The organism is Pseudidiomarina tainanensis, from assembly GCF_004214835.1.
Classification (GTDB): domain Bacteria; phylum Pseudomonadota; class Gammaproteobacteria; order Enterobacterales; family Alteromonadaceae; genus Pseudidiomarina; species Pseudidiomarina tainanensis.
The window spans coordinates 1,142,794-1,168,108 of record NZ_PIQJ01000001.1 but is presented as its reverse complement, the minus strand read 5'-3'; the positions used below and the strand labels follow the sequence as shown (position 1 = coordinate 1,168,108).

The 25,315-nt window shown below is 47.3% G+C and carries 22 protein-coding genes; 10 read left to right on the top strand and 12 right to left on the bottom strand.

Translation table 11 applies throughout. From position 1 onward, the window contains the following. A complete protein-coding gene (locus CWI82_RS05750) occupies positions 1-816 on the bottom strand; it encodes a DUF2189 domain-containing protein (RefSeq protein WP_092855042.1) in 816 nt (271 codons plus the stop codon). Between the two features lie 125 nt (positions 817-941). Here CWI82_RS05750 and CWI82_RS05745 point away from each other — a divergent pair, with 125 nt between their 5' ends. The 5 genes from CWI82_RS05745 to CWI82_RS05725 are packed head-to-tail and all read left to right on the top strand — an operon-like array spanning position 942 to position 5,907. Further along, complete coding sequence (locus tag CWI82_RS05745) at positions 942-1,559, top strand: pseudouridine synthase (protein ID WP_325049920.1); 618 nt, start codon at positions 942-944, stop codon at positions 1,557-1,559. A 40-nt stretch (positions 1,560-1,599) separates the two neighbouring features. Then, the gene (gene mnmA, locus CWI82_RS05740; protein WP_130203214.1) at positions 1,600-2,730 is read left to right on the top strand and encodes a tRNA 2-thiouridine(34) synthase MnmA; all 1,131 of its coding nucleotides are present in this window, start codon (positions 1,600-1,602) and stop codon (positions 2,728-2,730) included. Continuing rightward, positions 2,730-3,389, top strand: a complete 660-nt coding sequence (gene hflD / locus CWI82_RS05735) for a high frequency lysogenization protein HflD (protein WP_130202904.1) — start codon at positions 2,730-2,732, stop codon at positions 3,387-3,389. The genes mnmA and hflD overlap by 1 nt, the downstream gene beginning before the upstream one ends. Continuing rightward, positions 3,389-4,762 (top strand): adenylosuccinate lyase, encoded by a 1,374-nt coding sequence (gene purB, locus CWI82_RS05730; RefSeq protein ID WP_092856869.1) that lies wholly within the window; start codon positions 3,389-3,391, stop codon positions 4,760-4,762. The genes hflD and purB overlap by 1 nt, the downstream gene beginning before the upstream one ends. Next, complete coding sequence (locus tag CWI82_RS05725; protein WP_092855050.1) at positions 4,759-5,907, top strand: cupin domain-containing protein; 1,149 nt, start codon at positions 4,759-4,761, stop codon at positions 5,905-5,907. The genes purB and CWI82_RS05725 overlap by 4 nt, the downstream gene beginning before the upstream one ends. Here the strand turns inward: CWI82_RS05725 and CWI82_RS05720 are convergent. Beyond that, positions 5,904-6,329 carry a DUF4826 family protein gene (locus tag CWI82_RS05720; protein ID WP_092855052.1) on the bottom strand — a complete coding sequence of 142 codons (426 nt, stop codon included), beginning with the start codon at positions 6,327-6,329 and terminating at the stop codon, positions 5,904-5,906. The two genes, CWI82_RS05725 and CWI82_RS05720, sit on opposite strands and share 4 nt — an antisense overlap. A 221-nt stretch (positions 6,330-6,550) precedes the next feature. Here CWI82_RS05720 and CWI82_RS05715 point away from each other — a divergent pair, with 221 nt between their 5' ends. Then, positions 6,551-7,594 (top strand): Glu/Leu/Phe/Val dehydrogenase dimerization domain-containing protein, encoded by a 1,044-nt coding sequence (locus tag CWI82_RS05715; RefSeq protein ID WP_130202903.1) that lies wholly within the window; start codon positions 6,551-6,553, stop codon positions 7,592-7,594. On the opposite strand, the gene ydiJ is transcribed toward CWI82_RS05715, so the two are convergent. Together ydiJ and ppsA are read right to left on the bottom strand one after the other, a co-directional pair. Then, a complete protein-coding gene (gene ydiJ, locus CWI82_RS05710) occupies positions 7,591-10,653 on the bottom strand; it encodes a D-2-hydroxyglutarate dehydrogenase YdiJ (protein WP_130202902.1) in 3,063 nt (1,020 codons plus the stop codon). The genes CWI82_RS05715 and ydiJ overlap by 4 nt on opposite strands. A 31-nt stretch (positions 10,654-10,684) precedes the next feature. Next, a complete protein-coding gene (ppsA, locus tag CWI82_RS05705; protein WP_267899169.1) occupies positions 10,685-13,066 on the bottom strand; it encodes a phosphoenolpyruvate synthase in 2,382 nt (793 codons plus the stop codon). Positions 13,067-13,197: 131 nt separating this feature from the next. Between ppsA and ppsR the strand changes: the two genes are divergently transcribed. Beyond that, positions 13,198-14,025: a posphoenolpyruvate synthetase regulatory kinase/phosphorylase PpsR gene (gene ppsR / locus CWI82_RS05700; protein WP_092855058.1), complete on the top strand. Its 828-nt coding sequence runs from the start codon at positions 13,198-13,200 to the stop codon at positions 14,023-14,025. Here ppsR and CWI82_RS05695 read toward each other — a convergent pair. The 3 genes from CWI82_RS05695 to htpX are packed head-to-tail and all read right to left on the bottom strand — an operon-like array spanning position 14,022 to position 17,137. Then, positions 14,022-14,861 (bottom strand): DUF1338 domain-containing protein, encoded by an 840-nt coding sequence (locus tag CWI82_RS05695; protein ID WP_092855060.1) that lies wholly within the window; start codon positions 14,859-14,861, stop codon positions 14,022-14,024. The genes ppsR and CWI82_RS05695 overlap by 4 nt on opposite strands. A 28-nt stretch (positions 14,862-14,889) precedes the next feature. Next, complete coding sequence (locus CWI82_RS05690) at positions 14,890-16,248, bottom strand: class II 3-deoxy-7-phosphoheptulonate synthase (protein WP_130202901.1); 1,359 nt, start codon at positions 16,246-16,248, stop codon at positions 14,890-14,892. Between the two features lie 16 nt (positions 16,249-16,264). Next, complete coding sequence (htpX, locus tag CWI82_RS05685) at positions 16,265-17,137, bottom strand: protease HtpX (RefSeq protein ID WP_130202900.1); 873 nt, start codon at positions 17,135-17,137, stop codon at positions 16,265-16,267. 149 nt (positions 17,138-17,286) lie between these two features. Here htpX and pepE point away from each other — a divergent pair, with 149 nt between their 5' ends. Further along, positions 17,287-17,997 (top strand): dipeptidase PepE, encoded by a 711-nt coding sequence (pepE, locus tag CWI82_RS05680; RefSeq protein WP_130202899.1) that lies wholly within the window; start codon positions 17,287-17,289, stop codon positions 17,995-17,997. Here pepE and bioD read toward each other — a convergent pair. The 4 genes from bioD to bioB are packed head-to-tail and all read right to left on the bottom strand — an operon-like array spanning position 17,986 to position 21,681. Next, positions 17,986-18,693, bottom strand: a complete 708-nt coding sequence (gene bioD / locus CWI82_RS05675) for a dethiobiotin synthase (RefSeq protein ID WP_130202898.1) — start codon at positions 18,691-18,693, stop codon at positions 17,986-17,988. The two genes, pepE and bioD, sit on opposite strands and share 12 nt — an antisense overlap. 14 nt (positions 18,694-18,707) lie before the next feature. Continuing rightward, positions 18,708-19,493, bottom strand: coding sequence for a methyltransferase domain-containing protein (locus CWI82_RS05670; RefSeq protein WP_092855070.1), 786 nt, complete (start codon positions 19,491-19,493; stop codon positions 18,708-18,710). After that, positions 19,490-20,623: an aminotransferase class I/II-fold pyridoxal phosphate-dependent enzyme gene (locus CWI82_RS05665; RefSeq protein WP_130202897.1), complete on the bottom strand. Its 1,134-nt coding sequence runs from the start codon at positions 20,621-20,623 to the stop codon at positions 19,490-19,492. The genes CWI82_RS05670 and CWI82_RS05665 overlap by 4 nt, the downstream gene beginning before the upstream one ends. 17 nt (positions 20,624-20,640) lie before the next feature. Further along, positions 20,641-21,681 (bottom strand): biotin synthase BioB, encoded by a 1,041-nt coding sequence (gene bioB, locus CWI82_RS05660; protein WP_130202896.1) that lies wholly within the window; start codon positions 21,679-21,681, stop codon positions 20,641-20,643. Between the two features lie 120 nt (positions 21,682-21,801). Here bioB and bioA point away from each other — a divergent pair, with 120 nt between their 5' ends. Both bioA and asnS read left to right on the top strand, forming a co-directional pair. Then, positions 21,802-23,085 (top strand): adenosylmethionine--8-amino-7-oxononanoate transaminase, encoded by a 1,284-nt coding sequence (bioA, locus tag CWI82_RS05655; protein ID WP_130202895.1) that lies wholly within the window; start codon positions 21,802-21,804, stop codon positions 23,083-23,085. 83 nt (positions 23,086-23,168) lie between these two features. After that, positions 23,169-24,569 carry an asparagine--tRNA ligase gene (gene asnS / locus CWI82_RS05650; protein ID WP_130202894.1) on the top strand — a complete coding sequence of 467 codons (1,401 nt, stop codon included), beginning with the start codon at positions 23,169-23,171 and terminating at the stop codon, positions 24,567-24,569. Positions 24,570-24,668: 99 nt separating this feature from the next. Here asnS and CWI82_RS05645 read toward each other — a convergent pair whose 3' ends face one another. After that, entirely contained in the window at positions 24,669-25,220 is a 552-nt protein-coding gene (locus CWI82_RS05645) for a nitroreductase family protein (protein ID WP_130202893.1), read from the bottom strand. Positions 25,221-25,315: the final 95 nt, after the last annotated feature.

Here is a 25,315-nt window from a genome sequence, read left to right as displayed (position 1 = left end):
TTACTCCGTTAATTCGTGACTTGGATGTTGGCTATCGTCAGAACAACCTACGAGCGCATTATAAACAACGCCTAACGCGTTAAATGCCATTGGGATGGTGAAAATTAGGCCCAACAACAACGGCAATGCACTAATAACGACAATAACGCCAACGAGTACCATCAGTCCAAGTACGGGGAACATCGCTTTATTGATCACCAAAAACGATGCGATCAGAGCCCGAGTGGCACTTAATTGACGGTCAATCACTAAAGGTACAGCTAACATCATCGCAAGCTGGAGATAAATGGCTGCCAAAACGCCTAATAAAATCGCCAAAGCGACACTTAAAAATGAAGCGACGGCAATAATAATGCCAACGCCTAACGCCATAACGACTAGCTTCAGCACAGCAACCAACATTAATTGTGGTGCAAATTTTAAAACGCCTCGTAATTTGGCAACGCTTGGTTTTTGGTCAATCGCATTGAGCATACCAACAAACACCAGCATGGCAGTAAACGGGGCTAATATTAATTCTTGTAACAAGCTACTTAGCACGAGGTTACCAAGATTGACTTGCTCCCAATCAATCGCTTCCGGATTCGCCATAGCTTGCTCATCGTAAGGAAATACAGCCATTAATATTTCAGACACGACGGCGCTCAATGCTAAAACACCAATAAACACAATGAGCATCCACGGCAATGATCGTAAGGTAATGTCCCAAGAGCGTTGTAATAATGGACCAATTGTTAATTTGATCTCACCACGTAACGCTCGACTAAAATCGCCAGCAGCTAACTGAGGTGCCGTATTATTTGAGTTATTTGACACGCGTTTAATCTCCAAGTTGTGTTTCAGCGCCAATTATACGGCAACGCCGCAACGCTTACCAATGTCATTTATGTGAAGTTGTGGGATAATGGCGCCATATGTTTGAGTTAATTCAAGGAGTTCTTGTGAGCACGGGCAAACCGCAACGTCGATTTTCACGCCGCAAAACAACACCAAGTCGCCCGCGGCCCGCTAACCCAAAGCTCGTACTCTTGAACAAGCCCTATGGTGTATTGAGCCAATTTTCCGGTAGTAACGACGAACAAACTCTCAAGGGTCTCGTACCCTTTAATGACGTATACCCTGCCGGACGCCTTGATAAAGATAGTGAAGGTTTGTTGTTACTGACGAATGACGGCGAGCTTCAGCACAAGATCAGTCATCCCAAACATAAAATGACCAAAACCTATTGGGTTCAAGTTGAGGGCATACCAACTGAAACAGCCTTACAACAATTACGTCAAGGGATTGAACTTAATGACGGTATGACGTTACCTGCTGAAGCTTTCATAATGGACGAGCCAATGAACCTGTGGCCACGCAACCCACCAGTACGCGAACGTAAAAGCGTACCAGACTGCTGGCTCTGCATTAAGATAAGTGAAGGTCGGAATCGTCAAGTTCGGCGCATGACAGCGGCGATAGGTCATCCAACCCTGCGGCTTATCCGAGCAGGAATTGGTAAGTGGTTATTGCGCGGTTTACAGCCAGGTGAGTGGCGCGAAGAGCCTCCTGTGTGGTAAAATCCTGCGCCTTTATTAACTGTGAGTGTATTTGAAGTCGATGTCTGAAATGCCAAGCGAAAACGCCAATAAAAAAGTGATCGTCGGAATGTCTGGTGGAGTTGATTCATCAGTGTCTGCCTACCTACTTATGCAACAAGGTTATCAAGTTGAAGGCCTGTTCATGAAAAACTGGGAAGAAGACGACACCGATGAATACTGCGCTGCGGCTAGTGATCTGGCTGACGCAGAGGCGGTTTGCGAAAAACTAGGAATTCTGCTTCACACAGTAAACTTTGCTGCCGAGTATTGGGATAACGTGTTTGAGTACTTCCTCGAGGAGTATCGTGCTGGTCGTACACCAAACCCTGATATTATGTGCAACAAAGAAATTAAATTTAAAGCATTTCTTGAATTTGCTGCAGTCGCTCTCGGCGCTGATTACATTGCCACTGGGCATTATGTGCGACGCCGCGAACACAATGGTAAATTCCAATTGTTGCGGGGTCTAGATAGTAACAAAGACCAAAGCTACTTCTTATATACGCTGGCGCATTCACATGTTGCCCAAACCTTGTTCCCGGTTGGCGAGCTGGAGAAACCAGAAGTACGCCGTATTGCAGAAGAACAAGGGTTGGTGACCGCTGATAAAAAGGATTCTACAGGTATCTGCTTTATTGGTGAGCGCAAGTTCAAAGACTTCTTACAGCAGTATCTGCCGGCGCAGCCGGGTCCCATCGAATCAGTTGATGGTGTTGAGTTAGGTCAGCACGAAGGGTTGATGTACCACACCCTTGGACAGCGCAAAGGTTTGCATATCGGCGGTCTTGCTGAGGCCAGCGATGAACCTTGGTACGTCGTCGATAAAGACGTCGCCCGCAACGTGTTGATTGTTGCTCAAGGCAAAAATCATCCGCGTCTTTATTCAACTGGATTGATTGCCGGCCAGTTACATTGGGTCGACCGCGAGCAACCACAACAAGCATTCAATTGTGTGGTGAAAACACGCTATCGCCAGGCTGACATTCCTTGTCGGGTAAGCCCGATGCCAAATGGTTCAGTACAAGTTGAATTTGATACACCGGTTGCGGCGGTCACCCCAGGGCAATCAGCGGTGTTTTATCAAGACGAAGTATGTCTTGGTGGTGGCATTATTGAACAACGCTTAGCTGATCACGAGGTATTACTCTGATGTCAGCGTTACCACGCGATCAATGGTTTGAACGAGTTGTCGCCCTAGCCGCGTTGGCACAAGCTGCCGCAGCAGTAAAACAGGTAGCTCGGTTTGGCAGTATCCGCGAAGTAAACGCCGGACGCGTGCTCATCGACAGCGTGTTGAACCAGAACCCTGAAAGCCTACAAACGTTGTATCCTAACCTAAGTGAATTAAGGCTAGGCCTAGAAAGCTTGCTGCAACAAATTGGCGCAACCCGTGATAAGGATGTTGAAGTCACACGTTACGTGGTTGGCATGCTGGCATTAGAGCGACGTCTAACTCGCTCAGCCAAAGCACTGCAGCAATTAAGCCAGCGCATCACCCAAATGCAGCGACAAAAAAACGACTTTCAATTCAGTGACGATACTGTTATCGCCAGTATGGGTAGCGCCTACAGTGACTTAATATCGCCTTTGGGACAGCCATTAAAAATTAATGGCAAACAAGAGTTTTTACAGCAACCTAGTAACCAGCATTTAATTCGTGCTCTACTCCTAGCTGGGGTGCGAAATGCCGTGTTATGGCGGCAATTGGGCGGCAAACGTCGCCATTTCATTTTCAATCGGCAGCGTATGGTACGCATTGCCCAGCAACTTTTACGCGAATTACGTGAGCACTCGGAGCCTTTATCATGATGAACCTTTCTGCATTAACTGCCCTCTCGCCTGTCGACGGTCGCTACGGTAGCAAAGCGGCTGCTTTACGCCCTATCTTCAGCGAATACGGACTTATTCGAAACCGCGTTATTGTAGAAATTCGTTGGCTAGAGCAACTCGCTAGCGTTGCAGAAATCAGCGAAGTTCCGGCACTTTCGTCATCTGCAACGAAGTTTTTGCAGGACATTATTGATAATTTTTCAGAGCAAGATGCACAGCGCGTCAAAGATATTGAGCGCACCACGAATCATGATGTAAAAGCTGTTGAGTATTTCTTGAAAGAAAAAGTGGCTGAGAATGCCGAGCTCAATGCAGTGAGTGAGTTTATCCACTTTGCTTGTACTTCAGAAGATATCAACAACCTTTCTCATGCATTGATGTTACGCGAAGCACTAAATGACGTGATGCTTCCAAGCATGCAAGAACTCACAGCCGCCATCAAAGCTCTAGCGGTTGAGCATAAAACGGTACCGATGATGGCCCGCACACATGGCCAACCGGCAACACCGACAACCATGGGTAAAGAAATGGCGAACGTATTTGTTCGCTTGCAACGCCAATTAGAGCAACTTAGTGCGGTACCATTGTTAGGCAAAATCAACGGCGCAGTTGGTAACTACAACGCGCACTTGGCCGCCTATCCAAACGTCGACTGGCACCACGTTTCTGAGCAATTCGTAACCTCTCTCGGAATAACGTGGAACGCGTACACCACCCAGATAGAGCCACATGATTACATCGCGGAGCTATTTGATGCAGTCGCACGTTTTAATACGATCGTGATCGATTTCAACCGTGACGTATGGGGCTACATTGCACTGAATCACTTCAAACAGCGCACCATCGCTGGTGAAGTCGGTTCATCAACTATGCCGCATAAAGTGAACCCAATTGACTTTGAGAATTCAGAGGGCAATTTAGGTCTAGCTAATGCAATTATGGCGCACTTAGCCCAGAAACTACCGGTTAGTCGTTGGCAACGTGACCTGACCGACTCAACGGTTCTACGTAATTTAGGGGTCGGGTTTGCCTACGCGTTAATCGCTTATCAAGCGACATTAAAAGGTATTAGCAAACTTGAAGTGAATTCTGAAAACTTATTACGTGAGCTAGATTCTAACTGGGAATTGCTGGCGGAGCCGGTACAAACGGTCATGCGCCGCTATGGTATCGAAAAGCCATACGAAAAATTAAAAGAACTCACTCGCGGTAAACGTGTTGATCAAGCAGCTATGGCGACATTTATTGATAACCTCGATATGCCAAAAGCCGCCAAAGAGGAATTAAAACAGTTAACGCCTGCAACTTATATTGGCCGCGCGGTTGCGTTTGTCGATGAGTTGGACGCATGAGCTTAACCCTGAACCTAAATTCCCATGAGTTTTTACGCGAGGCGTGGCAAAAACAGCCACGTCTTATTCGTGGCGCGTTCAAAAATTTTAATGATTTAATCGAACCCGAAATTCTTGCCGGTCTGGCACTTGAAGAAGGCGTCGATTCGCGCGTTATTGAAAACCACGATGGCAAGTGGAACGTCGTACACGGACCTTTTGAGTCATACGATGCGTTTGGCGAAGATGGTTGGACGTTATTGGTACAATCGGTCAACGAATGGGTACCCGAAGTTCAACAACTTATCGCGCCGTTTCGCTTTCTGCCAGATTGGCGTATTGATGATGTCATGATTAGTTTTGCTACCGAAAATGGTGGTGTTGGTCCGCACCTTGATCAGTATGATGTATTTATTATTCAAGGCTTAGGCCGTCGCCATTGGCAAGTAGGTGCACGCGTGACTAACGCTAATGAACATTGTCCACATCCTGATCTCAAACAATTAGCTGATGCTTTTGAACCGATCATTGATGCGGTACTTGAGCCTGGTGATATGCTCTATATTCCCGCGGGCTGTCCCCACAACGGTGTTGCGCTTGAACCTAGCTTGAATTACTCAGTCGGCTTTCGTGCGCCTAACACTGCCGAGCTCGGCGCTGCAACAGCAGATATGTTAAGCCAGCTTAACGATATCAAACTACCTCGTTATCGCGATGCAGAATGCGATGATTTTGGTCCAGCTTATATTGTTGATGCCGAACAGCTGGCCCACGCGCGCAATTTTTTAGTGCAGTCGTGGCAACAGCTTGACCTTGACCATGCATTATTACTAGTCATGTCACAAAGTAAACGTCCGTTGCCGCAGCCTGAAGGTGATATCAGCCCGGAAGAGCTTTTGTCACTGGCACAAGATAATGAAACGTTACTGGTTCGTACGCCTGGTGCACGTATATTACTGAGTCCTCAACGCGATATGCTCTACAGTAACGGCGATGCTTGGCCTATTGATAACGAATTACTGCCATTTGCTAAGCTTCTTGGCGAATTATGGGATGATCGTCCGGTAGCGGAATTCATTGAGCAATTGAGCAATAAAAAGGCCACAACACTATGTTGCGACCTGATTAATGCGGGTGTTTTAGATGTGGTGGCGCAGTCGGATTAAGCTTCTTGCTGCTGCCATAAATCGTTACTCGTGCTGAGCTGATATAAATTTTCAGCACGATTGACAAGATAGTGCGCATAACGTTGCTTTTCTGGATCGTTTTGCGCCTGTTGTAACACGCCTTCAGCCTGCATTTGCCAACGTAGAGCAAAATAACGCATGGCGTCACGGGCATCTTTTGCCGCTTTATCGCCAATCACGTCGGTTGGCACATCACCATTGATAACCCACAAAGTTTTCTTATCTTGTGTATTGAACTTCCACACCGCAACGTGCGGAGCTAGATAACGGCTATCTTTTGATAAAATTTGGTCGCTAATAATTCCCTGCTCGGCTAAATACTTGTTAGCGGCTTGAAAATGCTCACGAACCCAAGCTGACACTTGTTCGTCGGTCATTGCTTCAGGTTGTTGTTCTGCCATAGTTATTCTCGCTTTACTACTTATTATTCGTTGTTAAAAAAGTCTAAACACCCAGTAATACTACCGCTTTCAAGCGCAAACGCAACGGTTTTTCGAGGTGTAAACTTTGCTTGCAACAGTTGACGTAAACGTTAACAGTTTATTTCAGTAATTCACTAGCGAAATACCCGTCAAAATGATAATGTTCGCGCAATTTTTGGGATGAACGAGGAATACCTAGAATGTCTCTATTCGAACACAAAGAGTTCGACCAACACGAACAAGTCGTGTTTTGTCATGATAAAGAAACGGGTTTGAAAGCAATCATTGCCATCCACGACACCACGCTTGGTCCATCCTTGGGCGGAACTCGCTTGTGGAACTATGCATCATCTTCAGAAGCATTGACCGATGTACTTCGTCTGTCACGCGGCATGACCTACAAAAGCGCCCTCGCCGGCTTGCCACTTGGTGGCGGTAAAGCGGTAATTATTGGTGACGCTAAAACAATCAAAACACCAGAATTAATGCGAGCTTACGGTCGCTTCGTTAACTCATTGAGCGGTCGTTATATTACCGCTGAAGACGTCAACATTCGCACCAGCGATATCGCATACGTTGCTGAAGAAACCAGCTACGTTGCCGGTACAGCAGAAAAAGCCGGTGACCCGTCACCACAGACAGCGCTGGGTACTTATTTAGGTTTAAAAGCCGCGGCAAAACACAAATTTGTTAACGATAACCTCAACGGTTTGAAAATCGCGGTACAAGGCCTAGGTGCAGTAGGTTATGACTTTGCTGAGTACTGTGCCAAAGAAGGTGCTGAACTTTTCGTTACGGATATTAATGAAGAAGCTTGCCAACGTGCAGCCAAAGAACTGAACGCAACTGTTGTTGGTTTAGACGAGATTTACGGCTTAGACGTTGACGTGTACGCACCATGTGCTCTTGGTGCAATCATCAATGATGAAACGCTGAAGCAAATTAAAGCCAAGATTATTGCCGGTAGCGCAAACAACCAGTTGGCGACCCCTGCTCACGACAAGATTGTCATGGACATGGGTATTTTGTATGCACCAGACTACGTCATCAACGCTGGTGGTGTCATTCATGTCTGTAGCGAAGCTGCCAACATGAGTCGCGAAGAAACCGACAAGCGTGTACGCGATATTTACGATACCTTAGATCAAATCTTTACCCGCTCAGCTGCTGAAAAGCGCCCAACCGGTGAGATTGCGGATCAAATGGCTCGTGAAGTTATTGCCAAAGCGAAAGCTGCGCGTTAAGCGCAGTTTTGAGCTAACCATTGAAGCGGGTGTAATGCCCGCTTTTTTGTGCTCATTCGTTTCACTTGCGAACGACAAGAAAAGCCTGTTGCCAAGGTCACAACGTCAGCTCTTTCAACCTTATCCCGCCAGCTCATATCATACAGTTTCTGGCTAACCTGCTGATTCTCTAATTCATGACCAAAGGTTCCAGCCATACCACAGCAGCCTGTCGCTTCAACCTGCAATGGAATTTGCCAGAAATTAAAGATCTGTTGCCATTCTTGAGCGGCTTTGGGCATCGCCGTCTGTTCTGTGCAATGACTTAACAATTGCAACTTGCGAGTTGGCGACTTCATCGCAAGCGCCGAAGCGCGTTCCGGCAAAACTTGCAAGAGCCACTGTTGCACCAACTGAACGTTGTAGTGTAATGACTGCTTGGAATAATCGCGGTATTCATCATGCAAACAAAGTACAGTAGACGCATCTAACCCGACCATCGATACTTTTAGAGCAGCCACTTGGTTCAACTGTCGTACAACGGTTTCAACCGTTTGGCTAAACTCTTTTAAGAAGCCTTTAACATGCTGCGCTTTGCCATTTCCTTTAAATGCAAGCAATACAGGCGTGTAGCCCATTTGTGAGGCGATTTTTCCAAACGCCTCTAATAACGCCGCATCGTAAAAACTAGTAAATGGATCTTGTACCACCACAACACACTGTTGACGCTGATCAGGGCTTAATTCAGCCAGTTGCTTTTCGTTCAGTTGAGGCCAATTATTTGCCTGCCAACGTGTCGCTGCTGACGGCACCGATAACTTCGGCGCATCCACATAACCGAACCCTTGACGCGTTACCCAGCGGCTTAACGGATTATGACTGAGAAAATTACTCAACCTTGGCCACTTGGCCATCATCGCCCCTAGCGATTCAACATTCTTGACCAGATAATCTTTGCTTGGGCGGCGATATAAATTGTAATACCACGCTAAAAACTTCGCGCGAAAGCTCGGTACGTCGACTTTGACAGGACACTGACTGGCGCAAGCCTTGCACGCCAAGCAACTATCCATTGCGGCTTTAACTTCATGATTAAAATCAAACTTTTCAGCGCTCGGTACCTGCTTGAGTATTTCAAAACGCGATTTTTGTGGAAATCCAGATGGATCAAATTGTTGCGCTGCATTTAATCGCAACCATTCGCGAATCAACGTCGCTCGACCCTTTGGTGAATTACGCCGATTGCCCGTTGCTTTAAACGAAGGACACATTGTGGAGTCAGCGGCGTAATTAAAACAAAGCCCATTCCCGTTACAGTTCATCGCGGCTTGGTAGTCGTCACGAACAGTTATCGGAATCTGACGATCATAGTATCCACGTTTAGTGGCATCCACTGAAACCAATTGATCGTTTGAGCCCCACGGGGTACAGATTTTACCTGGATTGAGGCGATTATCCGGATCAAATACCGCCTTAATCTTTTGTATTTCTTTATATAACGCCTCGCCGAAGAAACTTGGCGCATACTCCGAGCGATACCCTTTGCCGTGTTCGCCCCACATGAGACCGCCATATTTTGCGGTTAATGTCGCAACACGATCACTGATTTGACGTAATAGCTGTTCATCTTCAGGATCGGTCATATCGAGCGCCGGCCGCACATGAAGCACACCTGCATCAACATGGCCAAACATGCCATAATGCAAGTTATAAGAATCAAGTAACGCTCGAAATTCAGCGATAAAATCAGCCAACTTCTCAGGAGGAACTGCTGTGTCTTCTGCAAAAGCTACCGGTTTGCGACGGCCCTTGGTTGCTCCAAGTAATCCCACGGCTTTTTTGCGCATCGTATAAATCGTTTGAATACTGTTAGCGTCTTCGCAGACCTGATAACCAATCACGCCCAACTCAGGCTGTTCGGCAATTAAGTTATCCAGTGTTTTAGTAAGCCAATCAACTTTATCTTTGATTTCGGCTTGATCAACGGCGGTGAATTCCACCATGTTAATGCCACGCATCGGCTGTTCTGGCACATCTTGCAACTGCTCAGCGACCTGATGCCAAATGATATCATTACGCGCTAACTCTAAAACATTACTATCGATGGTCTCAACCGATGTGGCGCGGGCTTGAACTAAAAACGGAGCGTTGCGCAGCGCTGCTTGAAAATCACTATATTTCACGTTCACCAGTACTTTGTAACGCGGAATTAAGGTGAGATTCAGTTTGGCCTCAACGATACAAGCCAACGTTCCTTCAGAACCAGCCAGTAAGCGTGAAATATCGATTTCTTGACGTTCAGGGTTATAACAATGTTTTAGATCATACCCCGTTAAAAACCGGTTGAGTGGCGGGAATTTATCCTCAATCGCCGCCCGCTGCCCCACACAGGTGGCAATAGCTTGCCGATAAATCGTGGCTTCTAGAGTCGTCCCAGCAGCAATTTGCTCCGCTTCAGCGAGGCTTTTAGGCGCCGTGGTAATACATTCGCCATTTAATAACACCGCAGTGAGCTCAAGAATATGGTCACTGGTTTTACCGTAAACCAAAGAACCCTGCCCCGATGCATCGGTATTAATCATGCCGCCAATTGTGGCACGATTACTAGTCGATAGATCTGGCGAAAAGAACAAGCCATGAGAGCGCACGGCGTCATTTAGCGCATCTTTGACGACACCGGTTTGGCATCGAACCGATCGCGCTTCTGCATCAACTTCGTAAACGTTATTAAAGTAGCGGCTTAAGTCGACCACAATGCCAGCGGTAAGTGACTGGCCATTAGTGCCGGTGCCACCGCCTCGTGGTGAGAATTTAATTGAGCGAAATGCCACTTGCTGCGCGAGAGAAAACGCCTGTTGAACAGCTGCCGTGGTACGAGGATATAGTACCGCTTGAGGTAATTGTTGATAGACGCTGTTATCCGTAGCGGCGATTAAACGGCCGCTATAAGAACCATCGATGTCACCATCAAACCCAGACTGCTCTAATGCAATTAAATAATTCTGGTATACGGTTTCGACGCGCGTTTCACGCCGTTCAAATGCTGTAAATACCGGTAATACTTGATCCGAATTCGACATAAAACGCGCTCGTCTACCTTACTTCAGTGAATTACGCATGATGCTCAGCGAGATACAGCCAAGTTTCAACAACTGTATCTGGATTCAACGATACTGAATCGATACCCTGTTCAACCAACCAAGCCGCGAAGTCAGCATGGTCAGACGGACCTTGACCGCATATACCCACATATTTGCCTTTCTTCTTCGCTGCCTGAATGGCCATAGCTAACATAGCTTTGACCGCTTCGTTACGCTCATCAAATAAATGTGCGATCACACCAGAATCACGATCGAGACCTAAGGTTAACTGAGTTAAATCGTTCGAACCGATCGAGAAACCATCAAAAATATCAAGGAACTGCTCAGCCAACAGCGCATTTGATGGTAATTCGCACATCATAATCACGCGTAAGCCATTCTCGCCTTGCACTAATCCTTGCTCGGCAAGCAATTCAATCACCTTACGACCTTCTTCGAGGGTACGCACGAATGGAATCATAACCTCAACATTGGTTAAACCCATATCATTGCGGACACGCTTAATGGCATCACATTCCATCGCAAAGCAATCACGGAATTCTTCCGAGATATAACGTGAAGCGCCTCGGAAACCGAGCATTGGGTTTTCTTCATGTGGCTCGTATTGGCGCCCACCAACCAAGTTGGCGTATTCGTTCGATTTAAAATCTGACATCCGCACAATCACACGCTCTGGAGAGAATGCCGCGGCAAGGGTGGCGATACCTTCGGTTAATTTACCCACATAATATTCACGCGGGCTCTCGTAGCCAGCCATATAGCCGCGAATCTGCTGTTGCAATTCAGGGCTTTGTTGATCGAAGTTCAACAAAGCTTTTGGATGCACGCCAATCATGCGGTTAATAATGAATTCTAAACGCGCCAAGCCAACACCAGCGTGCGGTAAGCTTGCAAAATCAAATGCGCGATCAGGGTTACCGACGTTCATCATAATTTTTAGCGGCAGTGCTGGCATATCACCAACATCCGAGGTCGTTACATCAAACTCTAACTCGCCGTTATAAATATAACCGGTGTCACCCTCTGCACACGAAACAGTGACAGGCGAACCAGCTGCAATTTTGTCGGTTGCATCACCACAACCGACGACTGCAGGAATCCCAAGTTCACGCGCAATAATCGCCGCATGGCACGTACGCCCACCGCGGTTAGTGACAATTGCTGAAGCGCGCTTCATGATTGGTTCCCAATCAGGATCGGTCATATCAGTGACGAGCACATCGCCTGGCTGAACTTTGTCCATCTCTGAAATATCATTGAGAACTCGAGCGACACCAGCGCCAATCTTCTGACCGATTGCACGCCCTTCTGCCACCACATCGCTTTTAGCTTTCAGTGCGTAACGTTCCAACGCTTGACCAGACTTATTCGATTGCACCGTTTCTGGACGAGCTTGTACGATATAGAGCTTGCCGTCGATACCATCTTTTGCCCATTCGATATCCATCGGACGGCCATAATGTTGTTCGATGATGACTGCTTGGCGTGCTAACGCCTCAACTTCAGCGTCAGTAATTGAAAACTTCTCAGATAATTCTGCAGGGATATCAACAATCGATGTTTGTTTGCCGTGATCGACCGCATCCGAATAAATCATTTGGATTTTTTTACTACCTAAATTACGGCGCAAGACAGCTGGACGCTTAGCCTTCAGCGTTGGTTTGTGTACATAAAACTCGTCAGGGTTGACGGCACCCTGCACCACCATCTCGCCTAATCCGTACGAAGATGTAATGAAGACAACTTGATCAAAGCCTGACTCAGTATCAATAGAGAACATGACCCCTGATGAGGCAATGTCACTACGTACCATGCGCTGGATACCAGCTGAAAGCGCGACACCGCGATGGTCATAACCTTGGTGCACACGATACGAGATAGCACGGTCATTAAATAATGATGCGAATACGTGCTTAATCGCTTCCATAATGGCGTCAATGCCACGTACGTTCAAAAACGTTTCTTGCTGCCCCGCAAATGATGCATCAGGCATATCTTCTGCTGTGGCCGAGCTACGTACGGCGAAACTCACTTCGTCGTTACCACCGCTTAGCTGTTCATAGGCCGCGCGAATCGCTTCGTCTAACGCTGGTTGAAATGGTGTTTCAATAACCCATTGACGAATCTTTTTGCCAGCTTCTGCCAAGGCTTTAACATCATCGGTATCAAGATCATCGAGAATTTCATGAATGCGTTCATTCACGCCACTTTGCTCGAGAAACTCATTGAATGCTTCTGCCGTGGTCGCAAACCCATTCGGCACATCAACACCAACGCCTGCCAAATGGCTTATCATTTCACCGAGTGACGCGTTCTTACCGCCAACACGGCCAACATCATTCATCCCTAATTGATCATACCAAAGCACATAATCTTGAACGTTATTCTGCACGTTGAGTTCCTCGTGGAGTTTTAGCGTGACACAGTCAGTTAATTGACTGCCCGGATGGCAATGTATTTTACACATTGGGGCGTCACAAGTTAACATCTTATCCACTTTTATCTGCAAGGATTACTGCCAAGATGCGCACAATTTTTTATATTTCTGATGGTACAGCCCTTACCGCTGAAGCATTTGGGAAAGCAATGCTGTCGATGTTTCCGCTAAAAGTTATCCATAAAACACTCGCGTTTATCGATACCATTGAAAAAGCTGAACTTGCGGTTAATAAAATAAACCAAGCATATCAAGAGTCTGGAGAGCGTCCGATTATCTTCCATACCTTTGTCAGCATCGATATTAAGCGCGTCATTACCTCATCAAAAGGCAGTTGCTATGACTTTCTCGATTACTTTGTCGCGCCATTGAGTAAAGAACTGAATATGGCCGCGCAGCCCAAAACCCATCGGACTCACGGTATTCAAGAAAATAATGACGTACGTGATAATTATGATTTTCGTATTGATGCGGTGAATTATACGCTGGCCAACGATGACGGCAGTAATATTTCAGACTATGACGAAGCCGATATTATTCTGCTTGGTGTTTCACGTACCGGGAAAACGCCTACAAGCCTCTATTTGGCTCTGCATTATGGTATTAAAGCGGCCAATTACCCGCTCACTGAAGACGATAATATGGAAAACTTGCAATTACCTAAGGTACTTAAGCCGTTTCGCCATAAAATCTATGGGTTAACACTTGATCCGCAGCGTTTACATGAAATTCGTAGTAAGCGCCGGGAAGGTAGTCGCTACGCATCTATGCAACAGTGTCGTTTTGAATTGCAGGAGGTCGAGAAAATGTACCGCCGCGAAGCGATTCCTTTTCTCGACTCTACCCGATTTTCTGTGGAAGAGATTGCCGCGAAAATTCTTGCTGAAACCAATCTCGAACGGCACCGCTTCTAAACGTTGCCGTCTTGCTCTTGAGCATCAGTGCGCGCATCACTGCGTGCGTTGGTGCTTTCGAAGATTTTATCCGCTGAAGCCGCCACAAAGCCAGTGTATAGCTGATTCGGTGCAACTTCATAACGTTTCGCAAACTCATAGAAACAGCTTGGAACAACTTTTTCCATATCACTGAAACGCACTGGTGTGTGATCAGCCATGGTTGACGACTGTTCTAAGAAAACATCGCGTGAACCTTTGATTTCACCACCTGAGGTGTTCAAGCGAAAACCTGCTTGTTTCAAAGTCTCGTTCACCTGCTCCAACGATTCATAATCCGGCAATTCATTGACGTTGACGGTAAAGTGATTGGCACGGAAACCAAACGCTGCCATCCAGGCTGCATACTCACTTTCTTCAAGTAACTGCTCATAATCGGTGCTGCTAATTTGCCAATGTGCGCCTGAGTACAAAAACTCTGGTTTGGCGACTTCTGCGGCATCAATCTGTGCAACCAATGACTTTACAATTCGCTGTAATTCCGGCGAAAACTCTTCAACCAATAATTCAGAGATAAAGATTTTTGGTAATTGCGGGTCAGCGTGCTCAAAGTGCTTCGCAACCAGCTTCTTCGCTTCAAAAGCATAATCGCCACACGCTTTATAGCCCATTGCTTCAAAATGCTTTGCAAGCGTTTCCAAGCGTACTGGCGCTATATTGAAGGTACGAAATGCAACGTGATCGTTAATGATCGAACGACCTTGACCGAGTACTTGATGTACTTTTGCAGCCGAAGGCGTTAACTTGATGTAATCATTCCATAAATTGTCAAAAAACTGCTCAACAGAGTGTGACATATACCACTAAACCTCGAAAATGTCAGAGTTAACCGCGACCTTGTCGTGCTTCTTTCAACGACTCAGCAACAAGAAACGCTAATTCTAACACTTGATCGGCGTTCAAGCGAGGATCACATTGTGTACGATAGCGTTGGGTTAGATCATGTTCGCTGATCTGGTAAGCACCACCGATACATTCAGTGACATCTTCGCCGGTCATTTCCAAATGAACACCACCAGGGTACGTGCCTTCGGCTTGGTGTACGGCAAAGAACTGGCGTAACTCTTGATGAATCGCATCAAAGTTACGTGTTTTCAATCCGTTTTCTGCTTTTACGGTATTACCATGCATCGGATCGCTTGACCAAACCACATGACGTCCTTCAGCTTTAACGCGTCGCACAATTGCCGGCAGCGCATCAGCCAAGGTATTTGCGCCCATTCGCGTAATCAACGTCATGCGCCCTGCTTCATTGCTTGGGTTCAACACATCCAATAGCCGAATCACATCATCAGGATGCGTTGTTGGCCCAATTTTCACACCAAGAGGGTTATGAATACCGCGCATAAACTCCACGTGTGCATGGTCAATTTGACGCGTACGTTCGCCGATCCAAACCATATGCGCCGAGCAGTCGTAAGGTAAGCCCGTTAATGTATCGGTGCGGGTCAGTGCCTCTTCGTAGGGAAGTAACAGCGCCTCGTGCGAGGTGAAAAGTTGGGTTTCATGGATTGTTGCATTGCTTTCCGCGTTGATACCAAGCACTTCCATAAACTTCAATGCCGATTGAATTTGTTCCGCAACACGCAAGTATTGCTCTTTCAGCGGATTCGCTTCAACAAAGCTCATGTTCCACTTATGCACTTTATGGAGGTCAGCCAAACCACCTTGAGCGAACGCGCGCAGTAAATTCAACGTCGCAGCTGAGTGATGGTAGGCATTAATCATACGTTGCGGATCCGGTTCACGGGCTTCAACCGTGAAATCCGCACCATTGATAATGTCACCACGATAACTAGGCAGAGCGATGCCATCCACCGTTTCAAAATCGCTCGAACGTGGTTTAGCGTACTGACCAGCCATTCGAGCGACCTTAGTCACCGGACAAGATCCAGCAAAGGTTAGCACCACCGCCATTTGTAGAATAACCTTAAAGGTGTCACGAATTTTAGGTGCGGTAAAATCACTGAAGGTTTCAGCACAATCGCCACCTTGCAACAAAAAGCCATGACCTTGACTAACGCGTCCCAATTGACTCCGCAACGCACGAATTTCTTCCGCAAATACCAACGGTGGGAAGGTTTTCAATTGTTGCTCAACCTGCTGCAATGCCGGCTTTGAAGCATAGTTAGGTTGTTGCTGAATGGCTTTATCCCGCCAGCTACGGGCACTCCAATTAGTCATGTCTTTCCTTAAATTATTATAAATTTTCCAGCGCTCGAATCCGTTTCGCTAACGGCGGGTGACTCATAAACAACTCACTAAAGCTGCGTTTACTTTGAATACCAAAGGCCATCATGGAGCCATCAAGCGTTGATTCCTGCGCACCTTGTAAACGGCGCAATGCGGCAATCATTTTCTGCTTACCGACGATACCCGCTGAACCGGCATCAGCGCGGAACTCTCGTTGACGTGAAAACCACATCACAATGATGCTTGCGAGAATACCGAATACCAATTCGAGCACCATCACGATGCCAAAATAGGCAAGACCACCAAGGCCTTGACCATTTTGCGAATTGCTACGCGTCGCGTTATCAATAACTCCGGCAATCACTCGCGCAAAAAAGATAACAAAGGTGTTCACCACGCCCTGGATAAGAGTCAAGGTGACCATATCACCATTAGCAATATGGCTCACCTCATGCGCCAATACCGCCTCTACTTCGTCTTTCGTCATCGAACGTAATAGACCAGTACTCACAGCTACAAGCGAGCTCTTTTTACTTGCACCAGTAGCAAAGGCATTCGGCTCCGGCGAGTCATAAATCGCCACTTCAGGCATTGGAATACCCGCTTTTCGCGCTTGCGCAGCAATGGTATTCACTAGCCATTGTTCGGTGCTATTGCGCGGTTGATTAATGACCTGTGCGCCAACAGACCGCTTCGCCAGCCATTTCGACATAGCCAGAGAGATAAACGCACCACCAAACCCAAATAGCGCTGCGAAAATAAATAACCCTTGGTATTGCGTCGGTTCGACACCCAATGCTGGAAGCACGAGATTCATCACCACGCCTAATACCAATAAAATTGCTAAGTTCGTTGCTAAAAACAAAACGATCCGCAACATTTTCTGTAACCTCACAATGACTTCAACGGATACCCGATTTATAAGGGCGTTAGCCTTTAAATACAAGGCTTTTGGAATGTTTTTTAAGAACTATTTTGGTACCCTACTGCCTTTGCATCCATTGCCCGCCTACACGAGGAGAAAAATCAATGGCCGATGCTCAAATTTTGTTACTCAGCAGTTCACGAGCTGGCGATAGCGATTATCTCGCGCCTTGTATCACGCCAATCGCTGAACATTGCGGCAAGCGCCGTATTTTATTTATTCCGTACGCCGGCGTAGGTTTTTCAAACGCCGACTACACCGAAAAGGTACGCATCGCTTTGTCTCCGGCTGGTATTGAGGTATACGGCATTGAATCGGAATCGGATCCGGTTGCCGCTATCAACAACGCAGAAGCGATCATGGTGGGGGGCGGAAATACCTTTCAGCTTCTTTCTAAGCTCTACCAAAACCAGCTAATTGCCCCCATTCAAGTCGCGGTGCAGTCAGGCGTGCCTTACGTGGGTTGGAGTGCTGGCTCTAACATTGCAGGCTTAAGTATTCGCACCACGAATGACATGCCCATTGTTGAGCCACCTTCTTTCAACGCGCTACAACTGATACCCGTGCAGTTAAACCCGCATTACACCGATTATCAACCGCCTGGTTTTCATGGTGAAACGCGAGACCAGCGCCTTGCTGAGTTCATGGCGTTGGCACCTGAAACGCCGATTATTGCGATTCCAGAAGGTAGCTATCTGCGTATTATTGGGACCAATATGCAGTACCATGGCAACGCGAATGGTTATGTCTTTCTAGCCGGCGAAAAACACTCACTTGCGCCTGCACAAGACTGTTCTCGTTGGTTACAACGGTAAACTTTGTACATCAAGATATTGTGCTAATGCCGTCTCATCTGCATGCGGAAGAAATGGCACGACACCTAAACATGGTGCTTTCAGCAAGCGTTGCAAGGTCGCTAAGTTTTCTTCGTAACACGCCATTGTTGTTGGCTGCGGTTGATTTGCAATCCAGCCAACTATATTCAATCCGCGTCGGGTAATCGCCTCCGCGGTTAACAGCGCATGGCTTAAACAACCTAATTTCATGCCAATCACCAAAATAACTTGAGTTTGCAGTTGTTCGGCGACATCGGCTAACGATTCGTTACTATTAAGTGGAACCAACCAACCGCCAGCCCCTTCGATAACAACCAATTCATTGGCTTCGAGGGGTGTCATGGTTATCTTTTCGACAATACCAGCAACACTCGGTTCTCCCCCCACTTGTGCAGCGGCAATGTGCGGTGCAATTGGTGGAGCGAAGCAATAAGGATTTACCTGCAGATAGCTGTCATGGGTTACATCAATAGCGCATGCCCGCATCAATTTTAAGGCATCGCTATTGCGTAGCTGTCCATCAACCAATTCAGCGCCAGCCGCCACCGGTTTATAGGGTCGGACACGCCAGCCAGAGCCACGTAAAGCATGTATCAAGGCCACAGCACATGTAGTTTTCCCGGCATCGGTGTCAGTACCCGTTATAAACAGCGGCGGCTGGATTTGAGTTTCCATTTATGCAACCATACTTAATCTTTTGTTAACTTAATAAAACCCACCACCCAGTGCAACGGTAGATTTCCCGTTCTATCCCGATGCGATTCCATCGCAGCTTCGACGCAAGCTAACTGGCTTCGCGTTAGTGGTTGTTGGCGCTGTTGTTGATAGTTCGCCCCGATTCCTTTGAGGTCGTAGAGCATGGCTCGCACGGTTAGATAAGGAATGGTGATCTGTTCAACCTCAAATTGTACCGTTGCCCCACTCACGTTGCTTAAAATCTGCTGCAGAGTACTGGCCGAATAAAAGTGATTATGCCGCGGTGCACCGGTATATTGCTGAAAACAATCCGCTAATGGTGTCAGTGAACCAGCAAGAATTGTGCTTATCACAACTGTTCCCGACGGACGCAACACACTCAGCCAGTGGTTCAAAGTCGCTGTTAAATCATCGGCCCATTGCACCGCTAAGTTCGCATACAGCGTATTAATACTAGCCGCTGCAAATGGTAGTGCTTCGAGATCAGCACGCAACCAACTTTGATTCGGATAGTTACGTTGCGCTTTAGCTAACATGCCGCTAGCAATGTCGATACCAATGTAATGTTTCGTTCGCGCCAGCAATGCCTCAGTATTTACCGCTGGTCCGCAGCCAATATCTGCAGTCAGTCCAGTAGCCGCCGGTAACCATTCGATTAATCGTGCCGCACACCAGCGTTGCAATAAGTTGTGATGTTCATAACTCTGCGCCGCACGGCTAAAATGCGACGCGATTGCTACTTTATGTTGTTGCTTCAACACCTCTTGTATCGCTCTCATGCGGTAACGTTAGCCTTTTCAACCAAATCTCGCGTGATTATTAACGCTGTCACTAATGCATCAATGTCGGCGGTACTGTGGGCAGCGGTAACCGTTATGCGCAGCCTTGAACTGCCTTGTGGTACGGTTGGTGGACGAATAATCCCGCAGTAAATGTTGAGTGCTCTGAGTGATTGCCCCCAGGCAATTACCCGCTCCTCCGAGCCGAGAATGAGCGTTTGGATAGCATGTTGATTCGCACCAATGGGTAAACCTTGCGCAACGCATTGCTCACGAAAATACTGAATATTGTCACGTAAACGCTGTCTTAAAGACTCACCTTCAGCGCTCTGCACCACATTAATCGAAGCACTGACTGCCTGCGCTTGAGCCGCAGGCATAGCAGTCGAATAGATAAAATCACGCGCCTGATTCATGAGGTAATCCGTCATCACCGATGAACCGACAATTGCAGCGCCCATAACACCCAAGCCCTTGCCGAAGGTTATCGTTAATAACGGTGCTTGTGCCGCTGACAACGTGGCGCCAGCGCCACGCCCACTTTCACCGCTTATACCGATACTATGCGCATCATCTATCCAGACATCGGCCGGCAACTCAGCGAGCTGGTTAAGGGGCGCATGGTCACCATCCATACTAAACACACTCTCGGTCACTAATAGATTCGCCACGTTTGGCAACAAGAGCTCTTGAGCATGCGCAACATCGTTATGGCGAAACCGTTTCCAGTGCTTAAAGTGCCGGACGCCATCGATTAACGACGCATGACTTAACTTGTCCAAGACAATGCGCTGATACTGACTACCAAGCGTTTGTAACGTACTTTGATTCGCCGCAAACCCACTACTAAACAATAATGCGTCTTCACGTTCTAACCATTGCGCGAGTTGCTGGCGCAAATAAGCATGAGGGGCCTGATAGCCGCTCACCAATGGCGATGCACCGCTACTTGCACCATATTGTTGAACACCTTCAGCGTATGCAGCCTTTACGCGCGGATGCATCGACAGCCCTAAATAGTCATTACTGTCAAACTGCAGGTGTTGTGCTTGACGTTGCACCAGCGTGCGATAGCGATGTTGCTGACGCAATTGTTCTAATTGGGCTGACAATTCATGGGTTATTTGCATAATAAAAGCGTTTCGAATCAACTCACTTCGTAGTAGCGTACCGGTTGCTGTTGTTCGGCTACCGCATCAGAAATCACCGCTTCATGTACATCATCACTATAATCTTCATGTGCAAGCGGATTTAAGCCTAAACGCTCAAACAAAGCGAGGTCACGATTGGTTTCTGGGTTGGCAGTGGTCAGCAAACGTTCGCCGTAGAATATAGAGTTGGCACCTGCCATAAAACATAACGCTTGTAACTGGTCATTCATAGATTCTCGGCCAGCTGACAAGCGCACGAAGCTTTGCGGCATTAAGATTCTCGCAACGGCGATTGTTCGTACAAACTCAAACGGATCAAGATCATCAAGTTCAGCGAATGGTGTGCCCTGCACTTTCACCAACATATTCACTGGAACACTCTCTGGGTGTTGCGGTAAATTGGCTAGTTGTGCCAACAAACTCGCGCGATCGCGACGGCTTTCGCCCATACCAACAATACCGCCAGCACATACCTTCATGCCCGCATCGCGTACATTTTGTAGTGTCGAAAGCCTATCCGCGTAGGTACGCGTGGAGATAATTTCGCCATAAAATTCAGGTGATGTATCGAGGTTGTGGTTGTAATAATCGAGACCAGCTTGTTTTAGAGCTTGAGCCTGTTGCGGACTCAACATACCTAATGTCATACAAGTTTCTAAACCAAGCTCTTTCACGCCTTTAACCATTTCAATCACATACGGCATATCGCGATCTTTTGGATTACGCCAGGCGGCCCCCATGCAGAAGCGACTAGCCCCCTGCGCTTTCGCTGCACGCGCTTCTTCGAGAACTTTTTCGACCGCCATTAAGCGCTCTTTATCAACGTCAGTTCGATAATGCGCACTCTGTGGGCAATATTTGCAGTCTTCTGGGCAAGCGCCAGTTTTAATCGATAGCAAGGTACTTACTTGCACAGCGTTGGCATCGAAGTTAGCACGATGAACTTGTTGCGCTTGAAACAGCAAATCGTTAAACGGAAGTGCGAAAAGTGCCTCGATTTCATTGAGTTGCCAGTCATGGCGGATGACAGCCGACATAAGTTGATCCTTGGTATATCGTTTAATGAGAGTAATTTGATATTGCACAGGGTACGGAGTTTACCTAGACTGTCAACTTTATTCGGCTTGATATAATTACAATCGGTTATTATTTAATCAATGATTACAAATAGCGACTTGCAGTTTGATCGCCAACACATCTGGCACCCCTACACTTCCTTTAATGAACCGCTGCCGGTGTATCCGGTTGTTGCCGCTGAAGGCTGTGAATTAATCCTTAATGATGGTACGCGATTGATTGACGGTATGTCGTCTTGGTGGGCCGCCATTCATGGCTATAACCACCCACAACTCAACCAAGCGGCAACTGAGCAACTGGCAAAAATGAGTCATGTCATGTTTGGCGGTATTACGCATGAACCAGCAATTCGGTTATCACAGAAGCTGGTAGAGCTAACGCCTGCGGGATTAAATCGTGTATTTCTCGCCGATTCAGGCTCTGTTTCCATTGAAGTCGCCATTAAAATGGCCGTGCAATATTGGTTTAGTCGCGATCGACCGAACAAGAATAAAATGGCGACCATCCGCGGTGGTTATCACGGCGATACCTTCGCCGCTATGTCGGTCTGCGATCCGGTTAACGGCATGCATAGTCTATTTAAAGGAAGTTTACGTGAGCAATTGTTCGCCCCTGTCCCTGACATCACGCCAACACAATCATGGCATGCCAAGCACTTAGCGTCACTAGCACAGCTTTTAGAGCAGCATCAACATGAACTCGCCGCATTAATTCTTGAGCCCATCGTGCAAGGTGCTGGGGGGATGCGTTTTTATCACCCTGAATACCTGCGTGGAGCACGCCAACTTTGCGATCAACATAACGTGTTATTAATCGCCGATGAAATTGCTACAGGATTTGGTCGCACCGGCGAATTATTTGCCTGCAATCACGCCAACATCACACCAGATATTATGTGTTTGGGCAAAGCATTAACTGGCGGTTATCTGACCCAAGCAGCTGTACTGTGTCGTGATGAAGTTGCCGACACCATCAGCCAGGGCCCTGCCGGCGGTGCGTTTATGCATGGACCAACCTTTATGGGCAATCCCCTCGCCTGTGCTATTGCCTGTGCCAGCATTGATGTTTTGCTTGATAGCCCATGGCAACAACGAATCAACACTATTAACGCGCAGCTAATCGCTGAACTTGAACCAGCGCGACAACTACCGAACGTAGCTGGTGTGCGATGCTTTGGTGCCATTGGCGTCATCAAGATGAAGCATGCTATTGATGTTGCCACCGCGCAGCGCCTATGTGTGCAACACGGCGTGTGGATACGGCCGTTTGGGAAATTAATTTATGTCATGCCACCATTTGTCATTCGTCCCGATCAACTCAGTAAAATAACCCAAACCATGTGTTTACTGGCGGCTTCAGTGTGATTTTCTCTTGAGTCTGGCGCAAAGCAAGGTAACATATCAGCCTATTTTATTCTTATACCTTAACTAACGGAGTTTGTAGGCCCATGTCCTTCGCTACAATTGTCGATGTTTTATCGGGAAAAGTTGCCGTTGGTGATGAAGTAACTGTACGCGGTTGGGTTCGTACCCGTCGCGATTCAAAAGCAGGCATTTCATTTATCAACGTGCATGATGGTTCGTGTTTTGACGCTATTCAGGCGGTCGTACCGAATAATCTCGATAATTATGACAATGAGGTTCTCAAACTAACCACAGGTTGCAGTGTTGCTGTCACCGGCGTGGTTGCTGAAAACGCTGGCAAAGGTCAAAACTTCGAGATCCAAGCGACAGCAGTTCATGTGTTTGGCTTTGTTGAGGATCCTGACACCTATCCGATGTCGCCGAAACCACATTCAATGGAATATCTGCGTGAATTCGCGCATTTGCGCCCGCGTACCAATATTACTGGTGCCGTTATGCGAGTGCGTAACTGTTTATCGCAAGCTCTGCATCGCTTCTTCCATGAGCGTGGGTATTTGTGGGTCGCAACCCCAATTATTACAGCATCAGACGCTGAGGGCGCAGGTGAAATGTTCCGCGTATCCACGCTGGATTTAATGAACCTGCCGCACACAGATAATGGCGGTATCGATTTCAGCAAAGACTTTTTTGGTAAAGAAGCCTTTTTAACGGTTTCAGGCCAGCTAAATGGTGAAACTTACGCCTGTGCACTCTCCAAAATTTACACCTTTGGTCCGACCTTCCGTGCAGAGAATTCCAATACAAGTCGCCACTTGGCTGAGTTTTGGATGGTGGAACCTGAAGTCGCATTTGCTGACTTAAATGATATCGCCTACTTAGCCGAAGACATGTTGAAATACTGTATCAATGCCGTTCTCGAAGAACGCGCCGACGATATGGCATTTTTCCAACAGCGTGTGGATAAAGGCGTCTTAGATCGCCTCAATCACGTGGTCAGCAACAAGTTTGTGCACATGGATTACACAGATGCGGTAGAAATCTTGCAAAACTGCGGCAAGAAATTCGAATACCCGGTTGAATGGGGTATGGATTTGCAGTCTGAACACGAGCGCTACTTGGCTGAAGAACATGTTGGTGCGCCGGTTGTGCTGAAAAACTATCCGAAAGACATCAAAGCCTTCTACATGCGTCAAAACGACGACGGTAAAACGGTCGCAGCAATGGACGTGTTGGCACCAGGCATTGGTGAAATCATCGGTGGTAGTGCGCGTGAAGAACGTTTAGAGCGCTTAGATGCACGTATGCTCGAGCTTGGCTTGCCAATCGAAGATTACGGTTGGTACCGCGATTTACGTCGTTACGGTACCGTGCCACACGCAGGTTTCGGGTTAGGTTTTGAGCGCTTGGTCACCTATGTAACCGGTATGGGCAACATCCGCGATGTAATCCCGTTCCCACGAGCGCCAAAAACAGCGGACTTCTAAGTAACGAGATCATAATCCCTACTATGTAAAAAACCAGCCTTTACGGCTGGTTTTTGGGTTTTGTTGGCACTGTTTTAAAACGCCAAACTAAGGACTTCCCTAGCCCCAATATTGAACTTTATCAGCCAGCTCTTTGTTTGGTTTGATCGGCGTTGGCACCGCGGGTGTTCCGACATACAAGAAACCAACGATGGCATCTTCTTCACGCAGGCCAAGCTCCGCTTTTACAAAACCCGATTCGGCCAACCATCCAGTGCGCCAAATAGCACCTAAGCCCTGCGCAAATGCAGCTTGTTGTAGTAACAAAGTTGCGCAAGCAGCACTGGCAAATTGTTCATCGCGCGGTACTTTTTCATGCGCTTGATATTTCATTGCTACGGCAATTAGCATGGGCGCACGTAACGGCAACTGACTTGCCTGAACACATTGCGCTTCGGCTTGCCCCTGCGCGGCGGCGGCTCGTTGAAATATCTCGCCTAATTGCTGCCGTTGCTCATCTTTAAATACAATGAAGTGATACGGCATCAATGCCATATGGTCAGGTGCGCGCGCTGCTGCTTGTAACATTAATTGAAACTGTGCATCACTAGGGCCAGGCTCGATTAACCGTGGCATAGAAGAGCGTGTTGTTAAAAGTTCTAATGCCTGCATAACATCCTCAAAAGGTGAGATTTGACTATCGCGTCAAAGGTTTCGATAGCTTAGCAAATGATCACGCTCTGTTACATTGTCTTACTAGTTTCTCA

What these genes read in the sequence shown, in the direction of transcription:
- bioB (WP_130202896.1), bottom strand. Translation starts at nt 21,681, where the DNA reads ATGTCGGCTGTCATCCGCCATGACTGGCAACTCAATGAAATCGAGGCA.
- CWI82_RS05670 (WP_092855070.1), bottom strand. Translation starts at nt 19,493, where the DNA reads ATGAGAGCGATACAAGAGGTGTTGAAGCAACAACATAAAGTAGCAATC.
- CWI82_RS05715 (WP_130202903.1), top strand. Translation starts at nt 6,551, where the DNA reads ATGTCTCTATTCGAACACAAAGAGTTCGACCAACACGAACAAGTCGTG.
- bioD (WP_130202898.1), bottom strand. Translation starts at nt 18,693, where the DNA reads ATGGAAACTCAAATCCAGCCGCCGCTGTTTATAACGGGTACTGACACC.
- mnmA (WP_130203214.1), top strand. Translation starts at nt 1,600, where the DNA reads ATGTCTGAAATGCCAAGCGAAAACGCCAATAAAAAAGTGATCGTCGGA.
- CWI82_RS05690 (WP_130202901.1), bottom strand. Translation starts at nt 16,248, where the DNA reads ATGACTAATTGGAGTGCCCGTAGCTGGCGGGATAAAGCCATTCAGCAA.
- htpX (WP_130202900.1), bottom strand. Translation starts at nt 17,137, where the DNA reads ATGTTGCGGATCGTTTTGTTTTTAGCAACGAACTTAGCAATTTTATTG.
- CWI82_RS05665 (WP_130202897.1), bottom strand. Translation starts at nt 20,623, where the DNA reads ATGCAAATAACCCATGAATTGTCAGCCCAATTAGAACAATTGCGTCAG.
- bioA (WP_130202895.1), top strand. Translation starts at nt 21,802, where the DNA reads ATGATTACAAATAGCGACTTGCAGTTTGATCGCCAACACATCTGGCAC.
- ppsR (WP_092855058.1), top strand. Translation starts at nt 13,198, where the DNA reads ATGCGCACAATTTTTTATATTTCTGATGGTACAGCCCTTACCGCTGAA.
- hflD (WP_130202904.1), top strand. Translation starts at nt 2,730, where the DNA reads ATGTCAGCGTTACCACGCGATCAATGGTTTGAACGAGTTGTCGCCCTA.
- CWI82_RS05695 (WP_092855060.1), bottom strand. Translation starts at nt 14,861, where the DNA reads ATGTCACACTCTGTTGAGCAGTTTTTTGACAATTTATGGAATGATTAC.
- asnS (WP_130202894.1), top strand. Translation starts at nt 23,169, where the DNA reads ATGTCCTTCGCTACAATTGTCGATGTTTTATCGGGAAAAGTTGCCGTT.
- CWI82_RS05645 (WP_130202893.1), bottom strand. Translation starts at nt 25,220, where the DNA reads ATGCAGGCATTAGAACTTTTAACAACACGCTCTTCTATGCCACGGTTA.
- CWI82_RS05725 (WP_092855050.1), top strand. Translation starts at nt 4,759, where the DNA reads ATGAGCTTAACCCTGAACCTAAATTCCCATGAGTTTTTACGCGAGGCG.
- purB (WP_092856869.1), top strand. Translation starts at nt 3,389, where the DNA reads ATGAACCTTTCTGCATTAACTGCCCTCTCGCCTGTCGACGGTCGCTAC.
- CWI82_RS05720 (WP_092855052.1), bottom strand. Translation starts at nt 6,329, where the DNA reads ATGGCAGAACAACAACCTGAAGCAATGACCGACGAACAAGTGTCAGCT.
- ydiJ (WP_130202902.1), bottom strand. Translation starts at nt 10,653, where the DNA reads ATGTCGAATTCGGATCAAGTATTACCGGTATTTACAGCATTTGAACGG.
- pepE (WP_130202899.1), top strand. Translation starts at nt 17,287, where the DNA reads ATGGCCGATGCTCAAATTTTGTTACTCAGCAGTTCACGAGCTGGCGAT.